This is a genomic window from Pseudomonas trivialis (assembly GCF_001439805.1).
Lineage (GTDB): Bacteria > Pseudomonadota > Gammaproteobacteria > Pseudomonadales > Pseudomonadaceae > Aquipseudomonas > Aquipseudomonas trivialis.
Genome location: NZ_JYLK01000001.1, coordinates 64,592 through 81,423, shown reverse-complemented (window position 1 = coordinate 81,423; position 16,832 = coordinate 64,592). Strand labels below are relative to the sequence as shown.

The following is a 16,832-nucleotide window of genomic DNA, read 5'->3' as shown; positions in this document are numbered from 1 at the left end:
GGCAGCGGTGGGGCTTTAGAGCTGGGCTTTGACTGCCGCCAATGCGTCCTTGCCATCCACGGTCTTCACCCCATCAAGCCACTTGTCCAGCACCGCCGGGTTGGCCTTGATCCACGTCTTCGCGGCCTCGGCGTTGCTGACCTTGTCGTTGGCCACCTGCGCCATGATGCTGTTCTCCATGTCCTGGGTAAAACTCAGGTTGGTCAGCAGTTTCCCCACGTTCGGGCAGGCTTGCGCATAACCCTTGCGGGTCAGGGTGTACACGCTGCCGGTATCGCCGAAGTACTGCTCGCCGCCCTTGAGGTAACGCATCTTCAACTGCACGTTCATCGGGTGCGGCGTCCAGCCAAGGAAGGTGACGAAGCGCTGCTTTTTCACCGCCCGCGACACTTCGGCGAGCATCGCCTGTTCACTCGACTCGATCAGCTTCCACTGGCCCAGGTTGAAGTCGTTCTTCTTGATGATCTCCTGCAGCGAGATATTGGCCGGCGCGCCGGAGCCGATGCCGTAAATCTTCTTGTCGAATTTGTCGGCGAATGTGTTCAGGTCGGCAAAATCATGCACCCCCGCATCCCAGACATAATCCGGCACGGCCAGGGTGAACTCGGTGCCGTCGAGGTTCTTCGCCAGTTGCACCACATCGCCATTGGCCACGAACTTGTCGTAAAAGCCTTGCTGCGCCGGCATCCAGTTGCCGAGGAACACATCCACTTTGCCGTCCTTGAGCCCGCCAAAGGTAATCGGCACCGCCAGGGTGTCGACCTTGGGTTTGTAGCCCATGCCCGTCAGCAAAAAACCGGTAATGGCGTTGGTTGCGGCAATGTCGCTCCAGCCCGGGTCAGCCATTTTTACCGTTTCGCAACTTGTGTCCGCGTACGCATTGGCGCTGGCCAGCGCCAGAATGCTCAGTATCACCGTCAACTTTTGCATGACCTTCCCTCTGTCTGTTTATTGGTTCTGGCAGGGTTGTGGATAACGTGCCTTGCGCTCCAGGTCGTCGAGGTCGATGTGGTTGCGCATGTATTGCTGGCTGGCGTCCACCAGCGGCTGGTGGTCCCAGCTCTTGAGCTTGCCCTGGGTCAGTGCCTCGAACACCAGGCGACGACGGCGTTGGCTGGCGAGCACCTGCTGGTGGATCGCCGGGATGTCCCATTTGGCCCGCGCCTCTGTCAAAAACGCCTCGAACAGCGGCCGGTGTTCCGGTGACTGGCTGAGGTCTTCCCGCTCGCGCGGGTCGTTGTGCACATCGAACAGCAGGCACGGATCGTCTTCGCTGTAGATGAATTTCCAGGCGCCCCGGCGAATCATCATCAGGGGGCTGATGGTGCCTTCGGCCATGTATTCGCCAAACACTTCGTCGTGCCCGCCCTGCCCTTGCAAGTGCGACACCAGCGAGCGGCCGTCCAGCGGCAGGCGCGGGTCGAGTGCGCCGCCCGCCAGTTCCACCAGGGTCGGCAGCAGGTCGGCGGTGGACACGGCCGACGTGACGCGGCCGGCGGCGAACTGCCCTGGCGCACTCACCAGCAACGGCACGCGGGCGGCCATTTCAAACCAGTGCATTTTGTACCAGAGGCCGCGCTCGCCGAGCATGTCGCCGTGATCGCCGGAGAAAATGATGATGGTGTCACCGGCCAGGCCGGTGTCTTCCAGGGTTTGCAGGAGCTTGCCGACGTTGCTGTCAATGTAGCTGCAGGCGCCGAAATAGGCGCGTCGCGCGTCGCGGATCTTGTCGACCGGCAGCGGCTTGTCCCACAGGTCATACACCTTGAGCAAACGCTGGGAATGCGGATCGAGATCGCTTTGTTCGGGCGTTTCGGGCAGCGGGATATCGCTGTCGTCGTAGAGGTCCCAGAACGGCTTGGGAATGGTGTACGGGTCGTGAGGGTGGGTCATCGACACGGTGAGGCAGAACGGCCGGTCACCGTCTTCGCGGATGTGGTCGAACAGGTACTGCTGGGCCTTGAACACCACCTCCTCGTCGAAATCCAGCTGGTTGGTGCGTACGCAGGGGCCGGCCTGCAGCACCGATGACATGTTGTGAAACCAGCTGGGGCGCACATCCGGTTCGTCCCAGTTCACCGCCCAGCCGTAGTCGGCGGGGTAGATATCGCTGGTCAGGCGCTCTTCAAAACCGTGCAACTGGTCGGGGCCGCAAAAGTGCATCTTGCCCGACAGCGCGGTGCGGTAGCCCAGGCGGCGCAGGTAGTGGGCGTAGGTCGGCACATCGGCGGGAAAGTCCGCCGCGTTGTCGTAGGCGCCGATCTTGCTCGGCAACTGGCCGCTGACCAGCGTGAAGCGCGACGGTGCGCACAGCGGGCTGTTGCAATAGGCGGCGTCGAACACTACGCCCTGGGCGGCAAGACGGCTCAGGTTGGGCAGCTTGATTGGGGAAGGCCCGTAGAACGGCAGCATCGGCGCGGCCATTTGATCGACCATGATGAAAAGAATGTTCTTGCGCTTCATGATCTATCGGCATTCCATAGGCGGTGTTTATGCCAGTGAGCATGCAGCCCATGAAAATCGGGGTAAAGCCCATGAAAAGCAATGTCTAGGATAAGCACAGCTTATGTATGAAGCCCTCGGCGACCTGTCCCTCGATTTGCTGCGCGCCTTCGAAGCCGCCGCGCGCCACCGCAGTTTTACGGCGGCGGCGATGGAGCTGGGCGCCACCCAACCGGCGATCAGCCAGCAGATCAAGCGTCTTGAAGAACAACTGGCCATCCGCCTGTTTGATCGCATCTATCGCGGCATTGAACTGACCGACGCCGGCGCGCTGCTGTTCGAGCATGTGCAGGGCGGCTTGCAGGGCATCAATCAGGGCCTCAGCGCGATCACCCAGCAGGACCAGCACGAAGTGCTGCAGGTGGCCACCGACTTTGCCTTCGCCGCCTACTGGCTGATGCCGCGCCTGCACCGTTTTCATGAGGCCTACCCGCAGGTGGACGTAAGCCTGGTGACCAGCGAACGCAACCACGCCAGCCTGCGCAGCGACATCGACGTGGCGGTGCTGTTTGGCGACGGCCGCTTCAAGCAGGGCGACAGCCTGTGGCTGTTCAACGAGGAAGTATTCCCGGTGTGCAGCCCCCAGTGGCTCAAGGATCAGGCCCGGCCACTGAGCGTGCAGACCTTGCCCGAGTACCCGCTGCTGCACCTGCGTCAGGAGACCAACAGCCAATGGTTCAATTGGGCTGGCGTGTTCCGCGAGCTGGGGATTACCGCAGCGCCCACGCCCGGCCAGTTGCGTTTCGACAACTACACCTTGCTGATCCAGGCGGCGATTGCCGGCCAGGGCGTGGCCATCGGCTGGCGGCATCTGGTGGATAACCTGCTCGAGCAGAACTGGCTGTGCCGGCCGATCAGCGACACGGTGATCTCGCGTTTCGGCTACTACGTGGTGCAGCCCCAGCGTAAACGACGCGGGCAACTGGTCGAGCGATTTGTCGACTGGTTGCTGGCGGAGCAGGCCAGCAGCGCGCAATCGCTGACCGGACTGGCCCTGCCCTCGATTGCCGTCTAGCATTTGGCGCACATCCGCCGCGGAGGCCGCCATGCAACGCATCAAGGGCTATCACGCCCATATCTACTTCGACGCCGACACTCTCGATCAGGCCCGCACATTGTGCGAAGACGCCGCCGCGCTGTTCCCGTTACGCATGGGGCGCATGCACCAAAGGCCGGTGGGCCCGCACCCGGACTGGAGCTGTCAGCTGGCGTTCGACGTCGAATACATCGGCGTGGTGTTGCCCTGGCTGGTGATCCATCGCAATGGCCTGGTGGTGTTCCTGCATCCTGATACCGGTAACGACCTCAAGGACCACACCGACTACGCGATCTGGATGGGGGCGATGCGTGAGCTGAACCTGAGCGCATTTGAATAAATAGCCGGCCATTCCCTATATATGGGACAGATATTTATATATTGAGATTCTCGCCGCCTTGGGTTTATATTCGCCCATCCGCTCAGAACACTCAGGTGAAGCGATGCAGGCGCAATTGATCGCGCTCGATTGGGGGACCAGCTCCCTTCGTGCTTACAAACTCGGCCCCGCAGGCGTAGTGCTGGAACAGCGCGCGCTGGCGTCGGGCATCATGCATTTGCCCACCGAGGCCCGCGATATTGCCGGTGTGCGCTGCACCGATGGCTTCGAGCTGGCCTTTGACGCGGCCTGTGGCGACTGGCTCGACGTTGCGCCCCATCTGCCGGTGATCGCCTGCGGCATGGTCGGCAGCGCTCAGGGCTGGAGCGAAGCGGCCTATCGCGCTACACCCGTCGACGTCTCCAGCCTGGGCCAGGCCTTGCACCGGGTGCGCAGCCTGCGCGGTGTGGAGGTGCACATCGTGCCTGGTGTGATCGAGCCGGACGGCTTGCCCAATGTGATGCGCGGGGAAGAAACCCAGGTGCTGGGCGTGCTGCAAAGCCTGCCGGCGGGCGCTGACGTATTGATCGGCCTGCCCGGCAGCCATTGCAAATGGGTCAAGGTGGTCGAGGGTCGCATTACCCATTTCGACACCTTCATGACCGGTGAGCTGTTCGCGATATTGAGCAAACACAGCATTCTGGGGCGTACCCAAAAGCCCTGTGAGCAGTTTCAGGCCCAAGCCTTTGACCGAGGCGTACACGTGGCGCTGTCGGCCGATGGCGAGCGCGGCTTGCTGTCCACCCTGTTCAGCGCGCGTACCCTGGGCCTCACCGCCGAACTCTCGGCCGAGCAACAAGCGGATTATCTTTCCGGCCTGATGATCGGCCATGAACTCGCCGGCCTGCCAGGCAGCGCAAAACACCAGCCGATCATCCTGGTCGGCGCCGTGGCCCTTTGCACCCGCTATCAACGCGCCCTCGCCCTCTGCGGCTTCGCCCACGTCAGCCTGGCGCAGGAAGCCACCGAGCGCGGCCTGTGGCAATTGGCCGTGGAGGCCGGGCTTACTCAACCAGCAACGGAGGCCTGACATGCTCAAGCAAGCACTGGCACAAAACGGTTTGATCGCGATCCTGCGCGGCGTACGTCCGGACGAAGCGCAAGCCATCGGCCAGGCGCTGTACGACGCCGGTTTTCGCGTGATCGAAGTGCCGCTCAATTCGCCGGACCCGTACACCAGCATTCGCACCCTGCGCGACAGCCTGCCCGCCGATTGCCTGATCGGTGCCGGCACGGTGTTGACGCCGGAGCAGGTCGAGCAGGTCAAGGCGGCCGGCGGCCAGGTGATCGTCATGCCCCACAGCGATGCCAAGGTATTGCGTGCGGCAAAAGCGGCCGGCCTGTACCTGTCGCCGGGTGTGGCGACGCCCACCGAAGCGTTCGCGGCATTGGCCGAAGGCGCCGATGTGCTGAAGCTGTTCCCGGCCGAGCAAATGGGCCCCGCAGTGATCAAGGCATGGCTCGCGGTTCTGCCGGCCGGCACCTTGCTGCTACCGGTGGGCGGTATTTCCCCGGACAACATGCAGGTGTTCAGCGACGCCGGCGCCAAGGGTTTCGGATTGGGTTCCGGGTTGTTCAAACCGGGTATGACAGTGGATCAGGTCGCGAGCCGCGCCCAGGCGTATGTCGCCGCCTGGAAAGCCCTGAGCTGATAGCAAGTTCCGCGCCCGCAGGCGCCGCATCGATAAGAGAGATAACAGATGAAAATCACCAAACTGACGACCTTTATCGTCCCGCCGCGCTGGTGCTTCCTCAAGGTCGAGACCGACCAGGGCGTGACCGGCTGGGGCGAGCCCGTGGTTGAAGGCCGCGCCCACACCGTGGCCGCTGCCGTTGAAGAACTCTCCGACTACCTGATCGGCAAAGACCCCCGCAATATCGAAGACATCTGGACCGTGCTCTATCGCGGCGGCTTCTACCGTGGCGGTGCCGTGCACATGAGCGCCCTGGCCGGTATCGACCAGGCGTTGTGGGACATCAAGGGCAAAGCCCTCGGCGTGTCCGTGAGCGACCTGCTCGGCGGCCAGGTACGCGACAAGATTCGCGTGTATTCGTGGATCGGCGGTGACCGCCCGGCCGACACCGCGCGTGCCGCCAAAGAGGCCGTGGCCCGTGGCTTTACCGCCGTGAAAATGAACGGCACCGAAGAACTGCAGTTCGTCGACAGCTTCGACAAGGTCGACCTGGCCCTGGCCAACGTGGCGGCCGTGCGTGATGCGGTCGGCCCCAACGTGGGCATCGGCGTCGACTTCCATGGCCGCGTGCACAAGCCCATGGCCAAGGTGCTGATGAAGGAGCTGGACCCGTACAAGCTGATGTTCATCGAAGAACCGGTGCTCAGCGAAAACTACGAAGCCCTCAAGGAGCTGGCGCCGCTGACCAGCACCCCGATTGCCCTGGGCGAGCGCCTGTTCTCGCGCTGGGACTTCAAGCGCGTGCTCAGCGAAGGCTACGTCGACATCATTCAGCCGGATGCCTCCCACGCGGGCGGCATCACCGAGACGCGCAAGATCGCCAACATGGCCGAAGCCTACGACGTGGCGCTGGCTCTGCATTGTCCGCTGGGCCCGATTGCCCTGGCGGCCTGCCTGCAACTGGACGCGGTCTGCTACAACGCGTTTATCCAGGAACAAAGCCTGGGCATTCACTACAACGAGAGCAACGACCTGCTCGACTACGTTCGCGACCCGGGCGTGTTCGACTATGACCAGGGCTTCGTGAAGATCCCCAACGGTCCGGGCCTGGGCATCGAGATCAACGAGGAATACGTGATCGAACGCGCGGCCATCGGCCACCGCTGGCGCAACCCGATCTGGCGCCATGCCGACGGCAGTTTTGCCGAGTGGTGAGCACGCTCTGACTGAAAGAATGCGGTTAAACAGGTGGGAGGGGGCTTGCTCCCTCCCACCCAGTCCTCAATAAACATAAAAAGAGGCACTCCTCATGCAACCTGAATCCCTCACCGGACAGGCCTCTCTCGTCACGCCCAGCAAAAAGCGTTACTTCATCGGTTTGCTGCTGTTCATCACCGTGGTGATCAATTACCTCGACCGTAGCAACCTGTCGATTGCCGCGCCGGCGCTGACCAGCGACCTGGGCATCGACCCGGTGCATGTCGGGCTGATCTTCTCCGCGTTCGGCTGGACCTACGCCGCCATGCAGATTCCCGGCGGCTGGCTGGTCGACCGGGTGCCGCCGCGTATCCTCTACACCGCCGCCTTGCTGTTGTGGTCGATTGCCACAGTGATGCTGGGCTTTGCCGCCAGCTTTATCGCGCTGTTTGTGTTGCGCATGGCGGTCGGCGCGCTGGAGGCCCCGGCCTATCCGATCAACAGCCGTGTGGTGACCACCTGGTTTCCCGAGCGCGAACGCGCCACGGCGATTGGCTTTTATACCTCGGGGCAGTTCGTCGGGCTGGCGTTTCTGACGCCGTTGCTGGCCTGGCTGCAACACCGGTTCGGCTGGCACATGGTGTTTGTTGCCACCGGCGGCGTGGGCATCCTGTGGGCGCTGATCTGGTACGCGGTGTACCGCGAGCCGAAGGATTTCAACGGCGCCAACGCGGCGGAAATCCAACTGATCCGCGACGGCGGCGGCCTGGTGGACATGCAGGCGCAGACCAAAAAGGCGCCCTTCAGTTGGGTCGATTTGGGCATTGTGCTGAGCAAGCGCAAACTCTGGGGCATCTACCTGGGCCAGTTCTGCCTGAACTCCACGCTGTGGTTTTTCCTGACGTGGTTCCCCACTTACCTGGTGAAATACCGTGGCATGGATTTCATCAAGTCCGGCCTGCTGGCCTCGCTGCCCTTTCTCGCGGCGTTTGTCGGTGTGCTGTGTTCCGGGATCTTTTCCGACTGGCTGATCCGCCGGGGAGCGTCGGTGGGCTTTGCACGCAAGTTGCCGATCATCAGCGGGCTGCTGATTTCCACCGCGATCATCGGCGCCAACTACGTGGACTCGACGGCGTGGGTGATTGCGTTCCTGGCGCTGGCGTTCTTCGGCAATGGCCTGGCGTCGATCACCTGGTCGCTGGTGTCGACCCTGGCCCCTGCGCGTTTGCTGGGGCTGACGGGCGGAGTGTTCAACTTCATCGGCAACCTGTCGGCGATTGCCACGCCAATCGTGATCGGCTTTCTGGCCAGCGGCGACTCGTTTGCGCCGGCAATAACCTACATCGCCGTGCTGGCGCTGCTTGGCGCGTTGTCCTACGTGCTGCTGGTGGGCAAGGTCGAGCGGATCGAGTTGTAAACCCTGACCCGCCAGCGGTGGCGGGCGGGCTTCAGTGGCTAGCAGGCTTTTTTTGTGTTGTGGCGAGCGGGCTTGCCCCGCGTTGGGGTGCGAAGCGGCCCCAATCCAGCAAAACGCGGTGTACCTGATACGGCTAAGCGCCTGGTTTTGGGGCTGCTGCGCAGCCCAACGCAGGACAAGCCTGCTCGCCAAAGAGAATCTGCACTTAACTGAACAGCATTAGGGCAAGCCCGCTCGCCACAAAAAGCCTGCTTAGTTGAGTACGTTGGCAAGGATCTCGTAGACGATGCCGGTGCCCACGGCGATCAACACCACGTCCGGGCCGGAGCGGCGCCATTCGTAACCGTCGTAGCGCGGCAGGCGCTCCAGTTCGCGGGGGCCGAGGCGCTCGCCGTAGTAGCCGGGGGGCAATGGTCGGCCGCGTTCCAGGCGCACGTCCGGTGGCGGTGGCGCGCCGCGTGCGAACTGGTCGTGGTTGTCGTGGATGATCTGGCGCACCGGGCCGAAATCCCGGGGTGGGCCGCCTCGGCGGTCGTCCTGCGGGCCACGTTGCTCATGGGGGCCCGGCGGGCCGTCACGGCCGGGGCCTTCACCGCGAGGGTCGGGCGGCGCGGCGTGCACCAAGGCGCTGGCGCCGAGTACCAGCACGCCGAGACCTGCAATCACGGATTTGGGCATTTTCATCGGGGATTCCTCAGGGCACACACAAAAAAGGGATTTCGAACGAGGTTCGAAATCCCTGGGTCTTGCTGTTTAGGCCGTGCCCGCGCGGGTTGATTCCTCTGTATCAGGAACTTTACCTACCGCTGACGGGACGCTTACTTGCGCGCGTTCCGCACGCCTTCGGCCAGCGCCGCGCAGTGGCTCAACACTCCGTCGATGGCGTGCTCATGGCTGCTGGCGTTGGCGATGTGGTCGATCAATGCCGAGCCCACCACCACACCGTCCGCCAGGCGGGCGATGGCAGCGGCCTGTTCCGGCGTGCGGATACCAAAACCAATGCTGATCGGCAGGTCGGTATGGCGGCGCAGGCGGGTCACGGCTTCTTCGACGTGTTCCAGGGTGGCGGCGCCGGCACCGGTCACACCGGCCACCGACACGTAGTACACAAAGCCGGAACTGCCGTTGAGCACGGTAGGCAGACGCACATCGTCGGTGGTCGGCGTGGTCAGGCGGATAAAATCGATGCCGGCAGCCTGGGCCGGGTCGCACAGCTCAGCGTTATGCTCGGGCGGCATGTCGACCACGATCAGGCCATCGACCCCGGCGTCCTTGGCGTCGCTGATGAACGTCGGCACACCGTATTTGTGGATCGGGTTGAAGTAGCCCATCAACACCAGCGGGGTGTCGTTATTGTCCTTGCGGAACTCGCGCACCATCTGCAGGGTTTTCGCCAGGTTCTGTTTGGCTTCCAGCGCACGGATATTCGCCAGCTGGATCGCCGGGCCGTCGGCCATCGGATCGGTGAAGGGCATGCCCAGCTCGATCACATCGGCGCCCGCCGCAGGCAGGCCTTTGAGGATGGCCAGCGAAGCGTCATACCCCGGGTCGCCGGCGGTGACGAAGGTCACCAGGGCGGCGCGGTTCTGTTCTTTCAGCTGCGCAAAGCGGGTTTGCAGGCGGCTCATCAGTGTTTCTCCTGCTTGGACTGTTCCATGTGATGCATCACGGTCTGCATGTCTTTGTCGCCACGGCCCGAGAGGTTGATGACCATCAGGTGATCCTTGGGCAGGTTCGGTGCGCGCTTGAACACTTCGGCGAGGGCATGGGCGCTTTCCAGTGCAGGGATAATCCCTTCCAGGCGGCAGCATTTGTGGAACGCTTCGAGGGCTTCGTCGTCGGTCACCGAGGTGTACTGGACGCGGCCGATGTCATGCAACCACGCGTGTTCCGGGCCGATGCCGGGGTAATCCAGGCCTGCGGAAATCGAGTGGGCGTCGATAATCTGGCCATCGTCGTCCTGCAGCAGGAAGGTGCGGTTGCCGTGCAGCACACCCGGTACGCCGCCGTTGAGACTGGCGGCGTGCTTGCCGGTCTCGATGCCGTGGCCGGCCGCTTCGACGCCGATGATGTCCACGCTCTTGTCATCCAGGAACGGGTGGAACAGGCCCATCGCGTTCGAACCACCGCCGATGCACGCCACCAGGCTGTCTGGCAGGCGGCCTTCCTGGGCTTGCATCTGGTCGCGGGTTTCCTTGCCGATCACGGCCTGGAAGTCACGCACCATGGCGGGGTAAGGGTGCGGGCCGGCCACGGTGCCGATCAGGTAGAAGGTGTCGTCGACGTTGGTCACCCAGTCGCGCAGGGCTTCGTTCATCGCGTCCTTCAGCGTGCCGGTGCCAGCCACCACCGGGATGACTTCAGCGCCCAGCAATTTCATGCGGAACACGTTGGCCTGTTGGCGCTCGATGTCGGTGGTGCCCATGTAGATCACGCATTGCAGGCCAAAGCGCGCAGCCACGGTGGCGGTGGCCACGCCGTGCATGCCGGCGCCGGTCTCGGCGATGATGCGTTTTTTGCCCATGCGCCGTGCCAGCAGAATCTGGCCGATGCAGTTGTTGATCTTGTGCGCGCCAGTGTGGTTGAGCTCTTCGCGCTTGAGGTAGATCTTGGCGCCGCCGCAGAATTCGGTCAGGCGTTCGGCGAAGTACAGCGGGCTCGGGCGTCCGACGTAGTCGCGCTGGAAGTAGGCCAGTTCCTTATTGAAAGCCGGATCGATCTTGGCCGCTTCGTATTCGCGGGCCAGGTCGAGGATCAACGGCATCAGGGTTTCTGCAACGTAGCGGCCGCCGAAGCCGCCAAACAGGCCGTTAAGGTCTGGGCCGTTGCGCAGGTCGGTCTGGGACTCAATCATGGGACGCTCCAGGAAAAAGGGGTTGAGAGATGCAATGAGGTCCACTCTACCCCTCACGCTCCCGGCTGAAAACCGATAAGATCGCCGAAACCTGTCAGGAAAACTCACAGATGAGCCGAGACCTCCCACCGCTCAATGCCCTGCGCGCGTTTGAAGCCGCAGCGCGGCTAAACAGCGTCAGTCAGGCGGCCGAGCAGCTGCACGTGACCCACGGTGCGGTGAGTCGCCAGCTCAAAGTGCTCGAAGAACACTTGGGCGTCAGCCTGTTCGTCAAGGAGGGTCGTGGCCTTAAACTCACAGATGCAGGCGTACGGCTGCGTGATGTGAGTGCCGAGGCCTTCGAACGGCTCAGGGATGTGTGCAACGAATTGACCCGTCACAGCGCCGACGCACCGTTCGTGCTGGGTTGCTCGGGCAGCTTGCTGGCGCGCTGGCTGATCCCGCGTCTGGGCCGTTTGAATGCCGACCTGCCGGACCTGCGCCTGCACCTCTCGGCCGGTGATGGTGATCTCGATCCACGTCGTCCGGGTCTGGACGCTCTGCTGGTGTTTGCCGAGCCGCCATGGCCGGCCGACATGCAGGTGTTCGAGCTGGCCAGCGAACGCATCGGGCCGGTCATGAGCCCGCGTTTTGCCGGTTACGAAAAGCTGCGCCAGGCCCCGGCGTCAGCCTTGTGTGGCGAACCGCTCCTGCACACCACTTCGCGCCCGCAAGCCTGGCCCAGCTGGGCGCAGCCACACGGCATCGAACCCGGCACATTGAAACTCGGCCAGGGGTTTGAACATTTGTATTATTTGCTGGAAGCGGCAGTGGCGGGACTTGGGGTGGCAATTGCACCACAGCCACTGGTGGCAGAGGACCTGCGTGCGGGTCGGCTGGTGGCGCCATGGGGTTTCAGTGAAACCCCGGCGCACCTGGCGTTGTGGCTGCCCAAGCGCGCCGCAGACGGGCGCGCAGGGCAGTTGGCGCAGTGGCTCAAAGCTGAGCTGGCACGGCAGACCACGTATTAGTCACCGCGTTTGCACAGCAGGTAGGCTGCCAGCAGACCCAGTGCACCTACCGCAACACCGGCGGTAGTCCATGGGTGCTCTTGTGCGTAGTCACGGGTAGCAACACCGGTTTCGCGCAGTTTGACTTTGCTTTCTTCGTAGGCATCGGTGATCAGGTGGCGAGAGTGCTTGAGGGCGTTCTCGGCATTGCTTTTCAGGGCCTTCAGTGTTTTGCGCGACTCATCGGACGCATCATCCTTGAGGCTCTCAAGGGACTTGAGCAGGCTCGAAATCTCGGCTTCCATGCTTTCCAGCGACGCTTTGCGTAAAGAAGTGTTGGCCATGTGAACTCTCCTGAAAGTGATTGAGTGGCGTGTGTAGATACCGACTGCGCCCGTTTCAGAAAGTGCAGTAATTCTGAACTTTCTCCTGCGAATGGTCGCCTGAAGCAGTAAGAACATTCACTGCTAGTCTTGATTGACGACCTTTAGGAGAAACGCCATGAGTAATCACACCTACAAGAAAGTCGAACTGGTGGGTTCGTCCACCACCAGCATTGAAGATGCGATCAACAACGCATTGGCTGAAGCCAGCAAAAGCCTGACGCATCTGGAGTGGTTCGAGGTGACTGAAACCCGTGGACATATCGAGAACGGCAAGGTCGCCCATTACCAGGTCACCCTCAAAGTGGGATTCCGTATTGCCAGTAGTTAATCGGGTGAGTTGAACTTTGCTCGCTGGCCGATTGCCATAACCTGCGCTACACACATTGGGTGCCGACGCCCCACGCGTCGGCACGCTCAATTTGATCAGCGCAAGGAAGTAACGGATGAAAAAGTTTCTGTTGGCAGTAGGTTTGTTGAGCATTGCGGGCACAGCTCTGGCGGCGGGCAAGCCTTGTGATGAGCTGAAAAGCGAACTCGCGGCGAAGCTTGACGCTAAAGGTGTTCAGCATTATTCGCTGGATGTCGTCGAGAAAGGCTCTGCGGCTGACGCCCAAGTGGTTGGCAGCTGTGAAGGCGGCACCAAGGAAATCGTCTACAAGCGCGGTTAGTCTCGTGCTCCAGACATAAAAAACCGACGCAGGTGCGTCGGTTTTTTTACGCTTGGGGTTCAGCCTTTCATCACTTGTGCCAGCAGCTCGTAGGAATGAATCCGGTCGGCATGCTCGTACAGGTCGCTGGTGAAGATCAACTCGTCGGCGCCGGTCTGATCGATCAGCACCTCCAGCCTGGCGCGGATTTTCGCCGGGCCGCCGACCATGGCCAGGCCGAGGAAGCTGCCCACCGCGTCTTTTTCGTGGGGCAGCCACAGGCCGTCCATGGTGTTCACCGGCGCACGCTGCACCAGGCTCTGCCCGCGCATCAACGCAAGGATGCGCTGGTACATCGAGGTGGCCAGGTACTCGGCCTGTTCGTCGGTGTCGGCGGCCACCAGCGGAATGCCGAGCATCACGTAGGGCTTGTCCAGCACGGCTGAAGGCTGGAAGTGATTGCGGTAGACGCGCACCGCCTCGTGCATCAGGCGCGGTGCGAAATGGGAGGCGAAGGCGTAGGGCAAACCGCGCTCACCGGCCAGTTGTGCGCTGAACAGGCTTGAGCCGAGCAGCCATACCGGCACATGGGTGCCGGTGCCGGGCACGGCGATCACGCGCTGATCGGGGGTGCGTGGGCCGAGGTAGGCCATCAGTTCGGCCACGTCCTGCGGGAAGTCATCCGCACTGCCGGAGCGCTCACGGCGCAGGGCACGGGCGGTCATCTGGTCGGAGCCGGGCGCGCGGCCCAGGCCCAGGTCGATGCGGCCGGGGTAGAGGCTTTCGAGGGTGCCGAACTGTTCGGCGATCACCAGCGGTGCGTGGTTGGGCAGCATCACGCCGCCGGAGCCGACGCGGATGGTCGAGGTGCCACCGGCCAGGTAGCCGAGCAATACCGAGGTGGCCGAGCTGGCGATGCCGTCCATGTTGTGGTGCTCGGCCACCCAGAAACGGTTGTAGCCGAATTTTTCCACGTGCCGGGCCAGGTCCAGCGAATTGCGCAGCGACTGCGCCGGGCTGCCATCGGCGCGCACGGGCACCAGGTCCAGGGTCGAGAACTTTACGTCGGACAGCGATTTCATAAGCCTGCTTCTCCAATAGGGGCGCAGGCTTTCAAGACGAACCAAACCTGCCGCTTCATGTGCATGCTCTGTGAAATGAGGGCATATACCCGAGATTCAATAGCAGGCTAGGAAATTTCCTACTAATTCGCTAGGTTTTTCCGACAAGATGAACTTTGCCGCGCCGGCTAACCTCAGAATCCTTGACTACGTAAAACCACCGTTCGAGGAGACCGCTATGAGTATCGTTAAAAAAGCATCCGCGCATTGGGAAGGTGATCTGAAGACTGGCCTGGGTTCCATCTCCACGGAAACCGGCGTACTTCGCGAAGCGCCCTACGGCTTCAAGGCCCGTTTCGAAGGCGGCAAGGGCACCAACCCTGAAGAGCTGATCGGTGCCGCCCACGCCGGCTGTTTCTCCATGGCGTTTTCCATGATTCTTGGCGACGCCGGCCTCAAGGCTGACAGCATTGACACCCAGGCAGAAGTGACCCTGGATCAGGTTGAAGGCGGCTTTGCCATTACTGCGGTGCACCTGGTGCTGAAGGCCAAAATCCCGGGCGCCAGCCAGGCGCAATTCGATGAGCTGAGCAAGAAGGCCAAGGAAGGGTGCCCGGTGTCGAAGCTGTTGAACGCCACCATCACCCTGGACGGCACGCTCGTCAACTGACGCAGCAGTTCCAATGTGGGAGGGGCAAGCCCCCTTCCACAGTTTTTCCCCACGTTCCGTTGTGCGTTAAATCAGAACTCCCGTTTCGCAAATGTGGTCCTATAGCCATATGCAGCCTAGGCGCACACCCGTGCGCATGCATTCAGGGAGCTACACACATGAAACGTTTTGCCTTGGCAATCATCTGCGGTGCGTTGGCCACGTCGGCTGTGGCCGCACCAAAAGATTGTGAAGAGCTTAGAAAAGAGATCGAAGTGAATATCCAGGCCAAGGCGATTCCGTCCTACACCCTGGAAATCATCACTGCCGAAGAAGCCACGAATCACGACAGCGCCATGATTGTCGGTTCGTGTGAAAACGGCACCAAGCGCATCATCTATCAGAAAAATAACGATTGATCAGAGGCAGTTCACGCTGCGCTCTTCGGCCAGCAGCTGTCGCGCCGGGTCATACAAACGGATGTTGGGCGTGAACGCCAGCGAGCGCCCTTCCAGCACATAGCGCTGGCCCGCCTGAAAGTGGTCGTACTGCAGCGTCATGAAACAGGTGCGGTACATCATCTGGCTCAGGCCGCCCAATCCGCCGCCGGCGGGCACTTCAAAATCAAAGCGCACCATCAGCTCGTGAGGGCCGGGGGGCATTTGGAAGAAGCGACCGTCATTGAGTTTCTCCCCGTCCAGACGCTCCGCCATTACCAGCTTGGCGCCGGGTGTGGGCGTGGTGAAGTCGACCCAGGCCTGCTGCGGGTCGACGGCCGGCAAGGGCGTCAACGCGCAGGCGCTGAGCAACAGGGCGGCGGCGGGAATCAGAAGCTGGCGCATGGCGGGGACTCAACGCGGGACGAGGTGTGAGTATAAACACGTCATCGCGTGGAAAAATCACCGTCAAGCGCGATAGTCTGGCGGCCCCACTTCCAGGAGCAGCCACCGCATGGTCAGGCGTTTATTTCCCGCAGTGCTGCTCGTGTTGCTCGGCGGTTGCTCCAGCGTCGGTTATTACCGCCAACTGGCCGACGGCCAGTGGCAATTGCTGCGCGCACGAGAGCCGGTGGCCGCCGTGATTGCCGACCCGTCCCGGCCCCAGGTCTTGCGTGACCACCTCGCCCAATCCCAGAAAGCCCGCACATTTGCCAGCGAGCACCTGCACCTGCCGGACAATCAGAGTTACCGGCTGTACGCCGACATCCACCGACCGTATGTGGTGTGGAATGTCTTCGCCACGCAGGAATTTTCCCTGTCGCCGCAGAACCATTGCTTCCCCATCGCCGGGTGCGTGGCCTATCGCGGCTATTACAACCAGGGCGCGGCGCGTGGCGAGGCGGCGCTGTTGCGGCAACAGGGCCTGGATGTCGCCATCGGTGGCGTCGAGGCCTATTCCACCCTGGGCTGGTTCAATGACCCGATCATGAGTTCGATGATGAGCTGGGGCGATGAGCGTTTGGCCACGTTGATCTTTCATGAACTGGCGCACCAGCGCTTCTATGTGAAGGACGACACCGAATTCAACGAGTCATTTGCCACCTTCGTCGAGCAGGAAGGCACCCGCCAATGGCGTGCCGCCAGAGGGCTGGCGCCGCTCAGCCAGGCGGCGTCGCAGCAGCGCGACCAGTTTATCCGGCTGATCCTCGACACCCGCACGCGCCTGGAAACGCTCTACGCACAGCCCCTGGCCGCCGATGCGATGCGCCAGGCCAAGGCGGCGGAGTTCGAGCGTTTGCGCAGCCAGTATCGGCAGATGCGCGACAGCCAATGGGCCGGTGACAAGCGCTATGACGCCTGGATCGACCAGCCGCTGAACAACGCGCGGTTGCTGCCGTTCGGGCTGTATGACCAATGGGTGCCGGCGTTTGCCGGGTTGTTCAGGCAGCAAGGTGGGGACTGGGTGAAGTTTTATGCGGCGGTCGAGAGGCTGGGTGGTTTGCCGGTGGCGCAGCGCAAGGCGGCGCTCAGGCAGTTGGAGGGTTTTGCCAGTGCTGGCCTCATCGGGAGCAAGCCCCCTCCCACATTGGCCGGGTGTTCACAGGTCAAAATGTGGCAGGGGGCTTGCTCCCGATAGCGGTC

Annotated in this window: 20 protein-coding genes; 12 read left to right on the top strand and 8 right to left on the bottom strand. The window is 62.3% G+C overall.

The features are described from left to right. Positions 1-15 precede the first annotated feature (15 nt). Together choX and betC are read right to left on the bottom strand one after the other, a co-directional pair. Positions 16-930: a choline ABC transporter substrate-binding protein gene (gene choX, locus TU79_RS00385; protein WP_057006219.1), complete on the bottom strand. Its 915-nt coding sequence runs from the start codon at positions 928-930 to the stop codon at positions 16-18. 18 nt (positions 931-948) lie between these two features. Continuing rightward, positions 949-2,463, bottom strand: a complete 1,515-nt coding sequence (betC, locus tag TU79_RS00380) for a choline-sulfatase (protein WP_057006218.1) — start codon at positions 2,461-2,463, stop codon at positions 949-951. Positions 2,464-2,566: 103 nt separating this feature from the next. On the opposite strand from betC, the gene TU79_RS00375 reads away from it, so the two are divergent. From TU79_RS00375 to TU79_RS00350, 6 genes are all read left to right on the top strand, one after another. Continuing rightward, positions 2,567-3,517: a choline sulfate utilization transcriptional regulator gene (locus tag TU79_RS00375; RefSeq protein WP_057006217.1), complete on the top strand. Its 951-nt coding sequence runs from the start codon at positions 2,567-2,569 to the stop codon at positions 3,515-3,517. Between the two features lie 31 nt (positions 3,518-3,548). Further along, complete coding sequence (locus TU79_RS00370) at positions 3,549-3,878, top strand: DOPA 4,5-dioxygenase family protein (protein WP_057006216.1); 330 nt, start codon at positions 3,549-3,551, stop codon at positions 3,876-3,878. A gap of 103 nt (positions 3,879-3,981) precedes the next feature. Continuing rightward, on the top strand, positions 3,982-4,947 hold the full coding sequence (locus TU79_RS00365; protein ID WP_057006215.1) for a 2-dehydro-3-deoxygalactonokinase: 966 nt from the start codon (positions 3,982-3,984) through the stop codon (positions 4,945-4,947). Between the two features lies 1 nt (position 4,948). After that, the gene (locus tag TU79_RS00360) at positions 4,949-5,569 is read left to right on the top strand and encodes a 2-dehydro-3-deoxy-6-phosphogalactonate aldolase (protein ID WP_057006214.1); all 621 of its coding nucleotides are present in this window, start codon (positions 4,949-4,951) and stop codon (positions 5,567-5,569) included. A 48-nt stretch (positions 5,570-5,617) separates the two neighbouring features. After that, on the top strand, positions 5,618-6,766 hold the full coding sequence (dgoD, locus tag TU79_RS00355; RefSeq protein ID WP_003233648.1) for a galactonate dehydratase: 1,149 nt from the start codon (positions 5,618-5,620) through the stop codon (positions 6,764-6,766). A 94-nt stretch (positions 6,767-6,860) separates the two neighbouring features. Continuing rightward, the gene (locus TU79_RS00350) at positions 6,861-8,165 is read left to right on the top strand and encodes an MFS transporter (protein WP_057006213.1); all 1,305 of its coding nucleotides are present in this window, start codon (positions 6,861-6,863) and stop codon (positions 8,163-8,165) included. Positions 8,166-8,417: 252 nt separating this feature from the next. On the opposite strand, the gene TU79_RS00345 is transcribed toward TU79_RS00350, so the two are convergent. From TU79_RS00345 to trpB, 3 genes are all read right to left on the bottom strand, one after another. Next, positions 8,418-8,849 carry an anti-virulence regulator CigR family protein gene (locus TU79_RS00345; protein WP_057006212.1) on the bottom strand — a complete coding sequence of 144 codons (432 nt, stop codon included), beginning with the start codon at positions 8,847-8,849 and terminating at the stop codon, positions 8,418-8,420. Between the two features lie 134 nt (positions 8,850-8,983). Further along, entirely contained in the window at positions 8,984-9,793 is an 810-nt protein-coding gene (trpA, locus tag TU79_RS00340; RefSeq protein ID WP_057006211.1) for a tryptophan synthase subunit alpha, read from the bottom strand. After that, on the bottom strand, positions 9,793-11,019 hold the full coding sequence (gene trpB / locus TU79_RS00335) for a tryptophan synthase subunit beta (RefSeq protein WP_057006210.1): 1,227 nt from the start codon (positions 11,017-11,019) through the stop codon (positions 9,793-9,795). Before trpB ends, trpA begins: the two co-directional genes overlap by 1 nt. 110 nt (positions 11,020-11,129) lie before the next feature. On the opposite strand from trpB, the gene TU79_RS00330 reads away from it, so the two are divergent. Then, positions 11,130-12,029: a LysR family transcriptional regulator gene (locus TU79_RS00330; RefSeq protein WP_057006209.1), complete on the top strand. Its 900-nt coding sequence runs from the start codon at positions 11,130-11,132 to the stop codon at positions 12,027-12,029. Here TU79_RS00330 and TU79_RS00325 read toward each other — a convergent pair. After that, positions 12,026-12,352, bottom strand: a complete 327-nt coding sequence (locus TU79_RS00325; protein WP_034101663.1) for an ElaB/YgaM/YqjD family protein — start codon at positions 12,350-12,352, stop codon at positions 12,026-12,028. The genes TU79_RS00330 and TU79_RS00325 overlap by 4 nt on opposite strands. 157 nt (positions 12,353-12,509) lie before the next feature. On the opposite strand from TU79_RS00325, the gene TU79_RS00320 reads away from it, so the two are divergent. Beyond that, entirely contained in the window at positions 12,510-12,722 is a 213-nt protein-coding gene (locus TU79_RS00320; protein WP_003233668.1) for a dodecin, read from the top strand. A gap of 115 nt (positions 12,723-12,837) precedes the next feature. Continuing rightward, complete coding sequence (locus TU79_RS00315) at positions 12,838-13,062, top strand: DUF1161 domain-containing protein (RefSeq protein WP_057006208.1); 225 nt, start codon at positions 12,838-12,840, stop codon at positions 13,060-13,062. A gap of 59 nt (positions 13,063-13,121) precedes the next feature. Here the strand turns inward: TU79_RS00315 and TU79_RS00310 are convergent, their stop codons facing one another. Then, the gene (locus TU79_RS00310; RefSeq protein WP_057006207.1) at positions 13,122-14,123 is read right to left on the bottom strand and encodes an LLM class flavin-dependent oxidoreductase; all 1,002 of its coding nucleotides are present in this window, start codon (positions 14,121-14,123) and stop codon (positions 13,122-13,124) included. A gap of 217 nt (positions 14,124-14,340) precedes the next feature. Between TU79_RS00310 and TU79_RS00305 the strand changes: the two genes are divergently transcribed. Then, entirely contained in the window at positions 14,341-14,772 is a 432-nt protein-coding gene (locus TU79_RS00305) for an OsmC family protein (RefSeq protein WP_057006206.1), read from the top strand. Between the two features lie 158 nt (positions 14,773-14,930). Further along, positions 14,931-15,170: a DUF1161 domain-containing protein gene (locus tag TU79_RS00300; protein ID WP_057006205.1), complete on the top strand. Its 240-nt coding sequence runs from the start codon at positions 14,931-14,933 to the stop codon at positions 15,168-15,170. Here TU79_RS00300 and TU79_RS00295 read toward each other — a convergent pair whose 3' ends face one another. Then, positions 15,171-15,593, bottom strand: a complete 423-nt coding sequence (locus tag TU79_RS00295) for a PA0061/PA0062 family lipoprotein (RefSeq protein ID WP_057006204.1) — start codon at positions 15,591-15,593, stop codon at positions 15,171-15,173. 109 nt (positions 15,594-15,702) lie between these two features. Between TU79_RS00295 and TU79_RS00290 the strand changes: the two genes are divergently transcribed. Next, a complete protein-coding gene (locus TU79_RS00290) occupies positions 15,703-16,827 on the top strand; it encodes an aminopeptidase (RefSeq protein WP_057006203.1) in 1,125 nt (374 codons plus the stop codon). Positions 16,828-16,832: the final 5 nt, after the last annotated feature.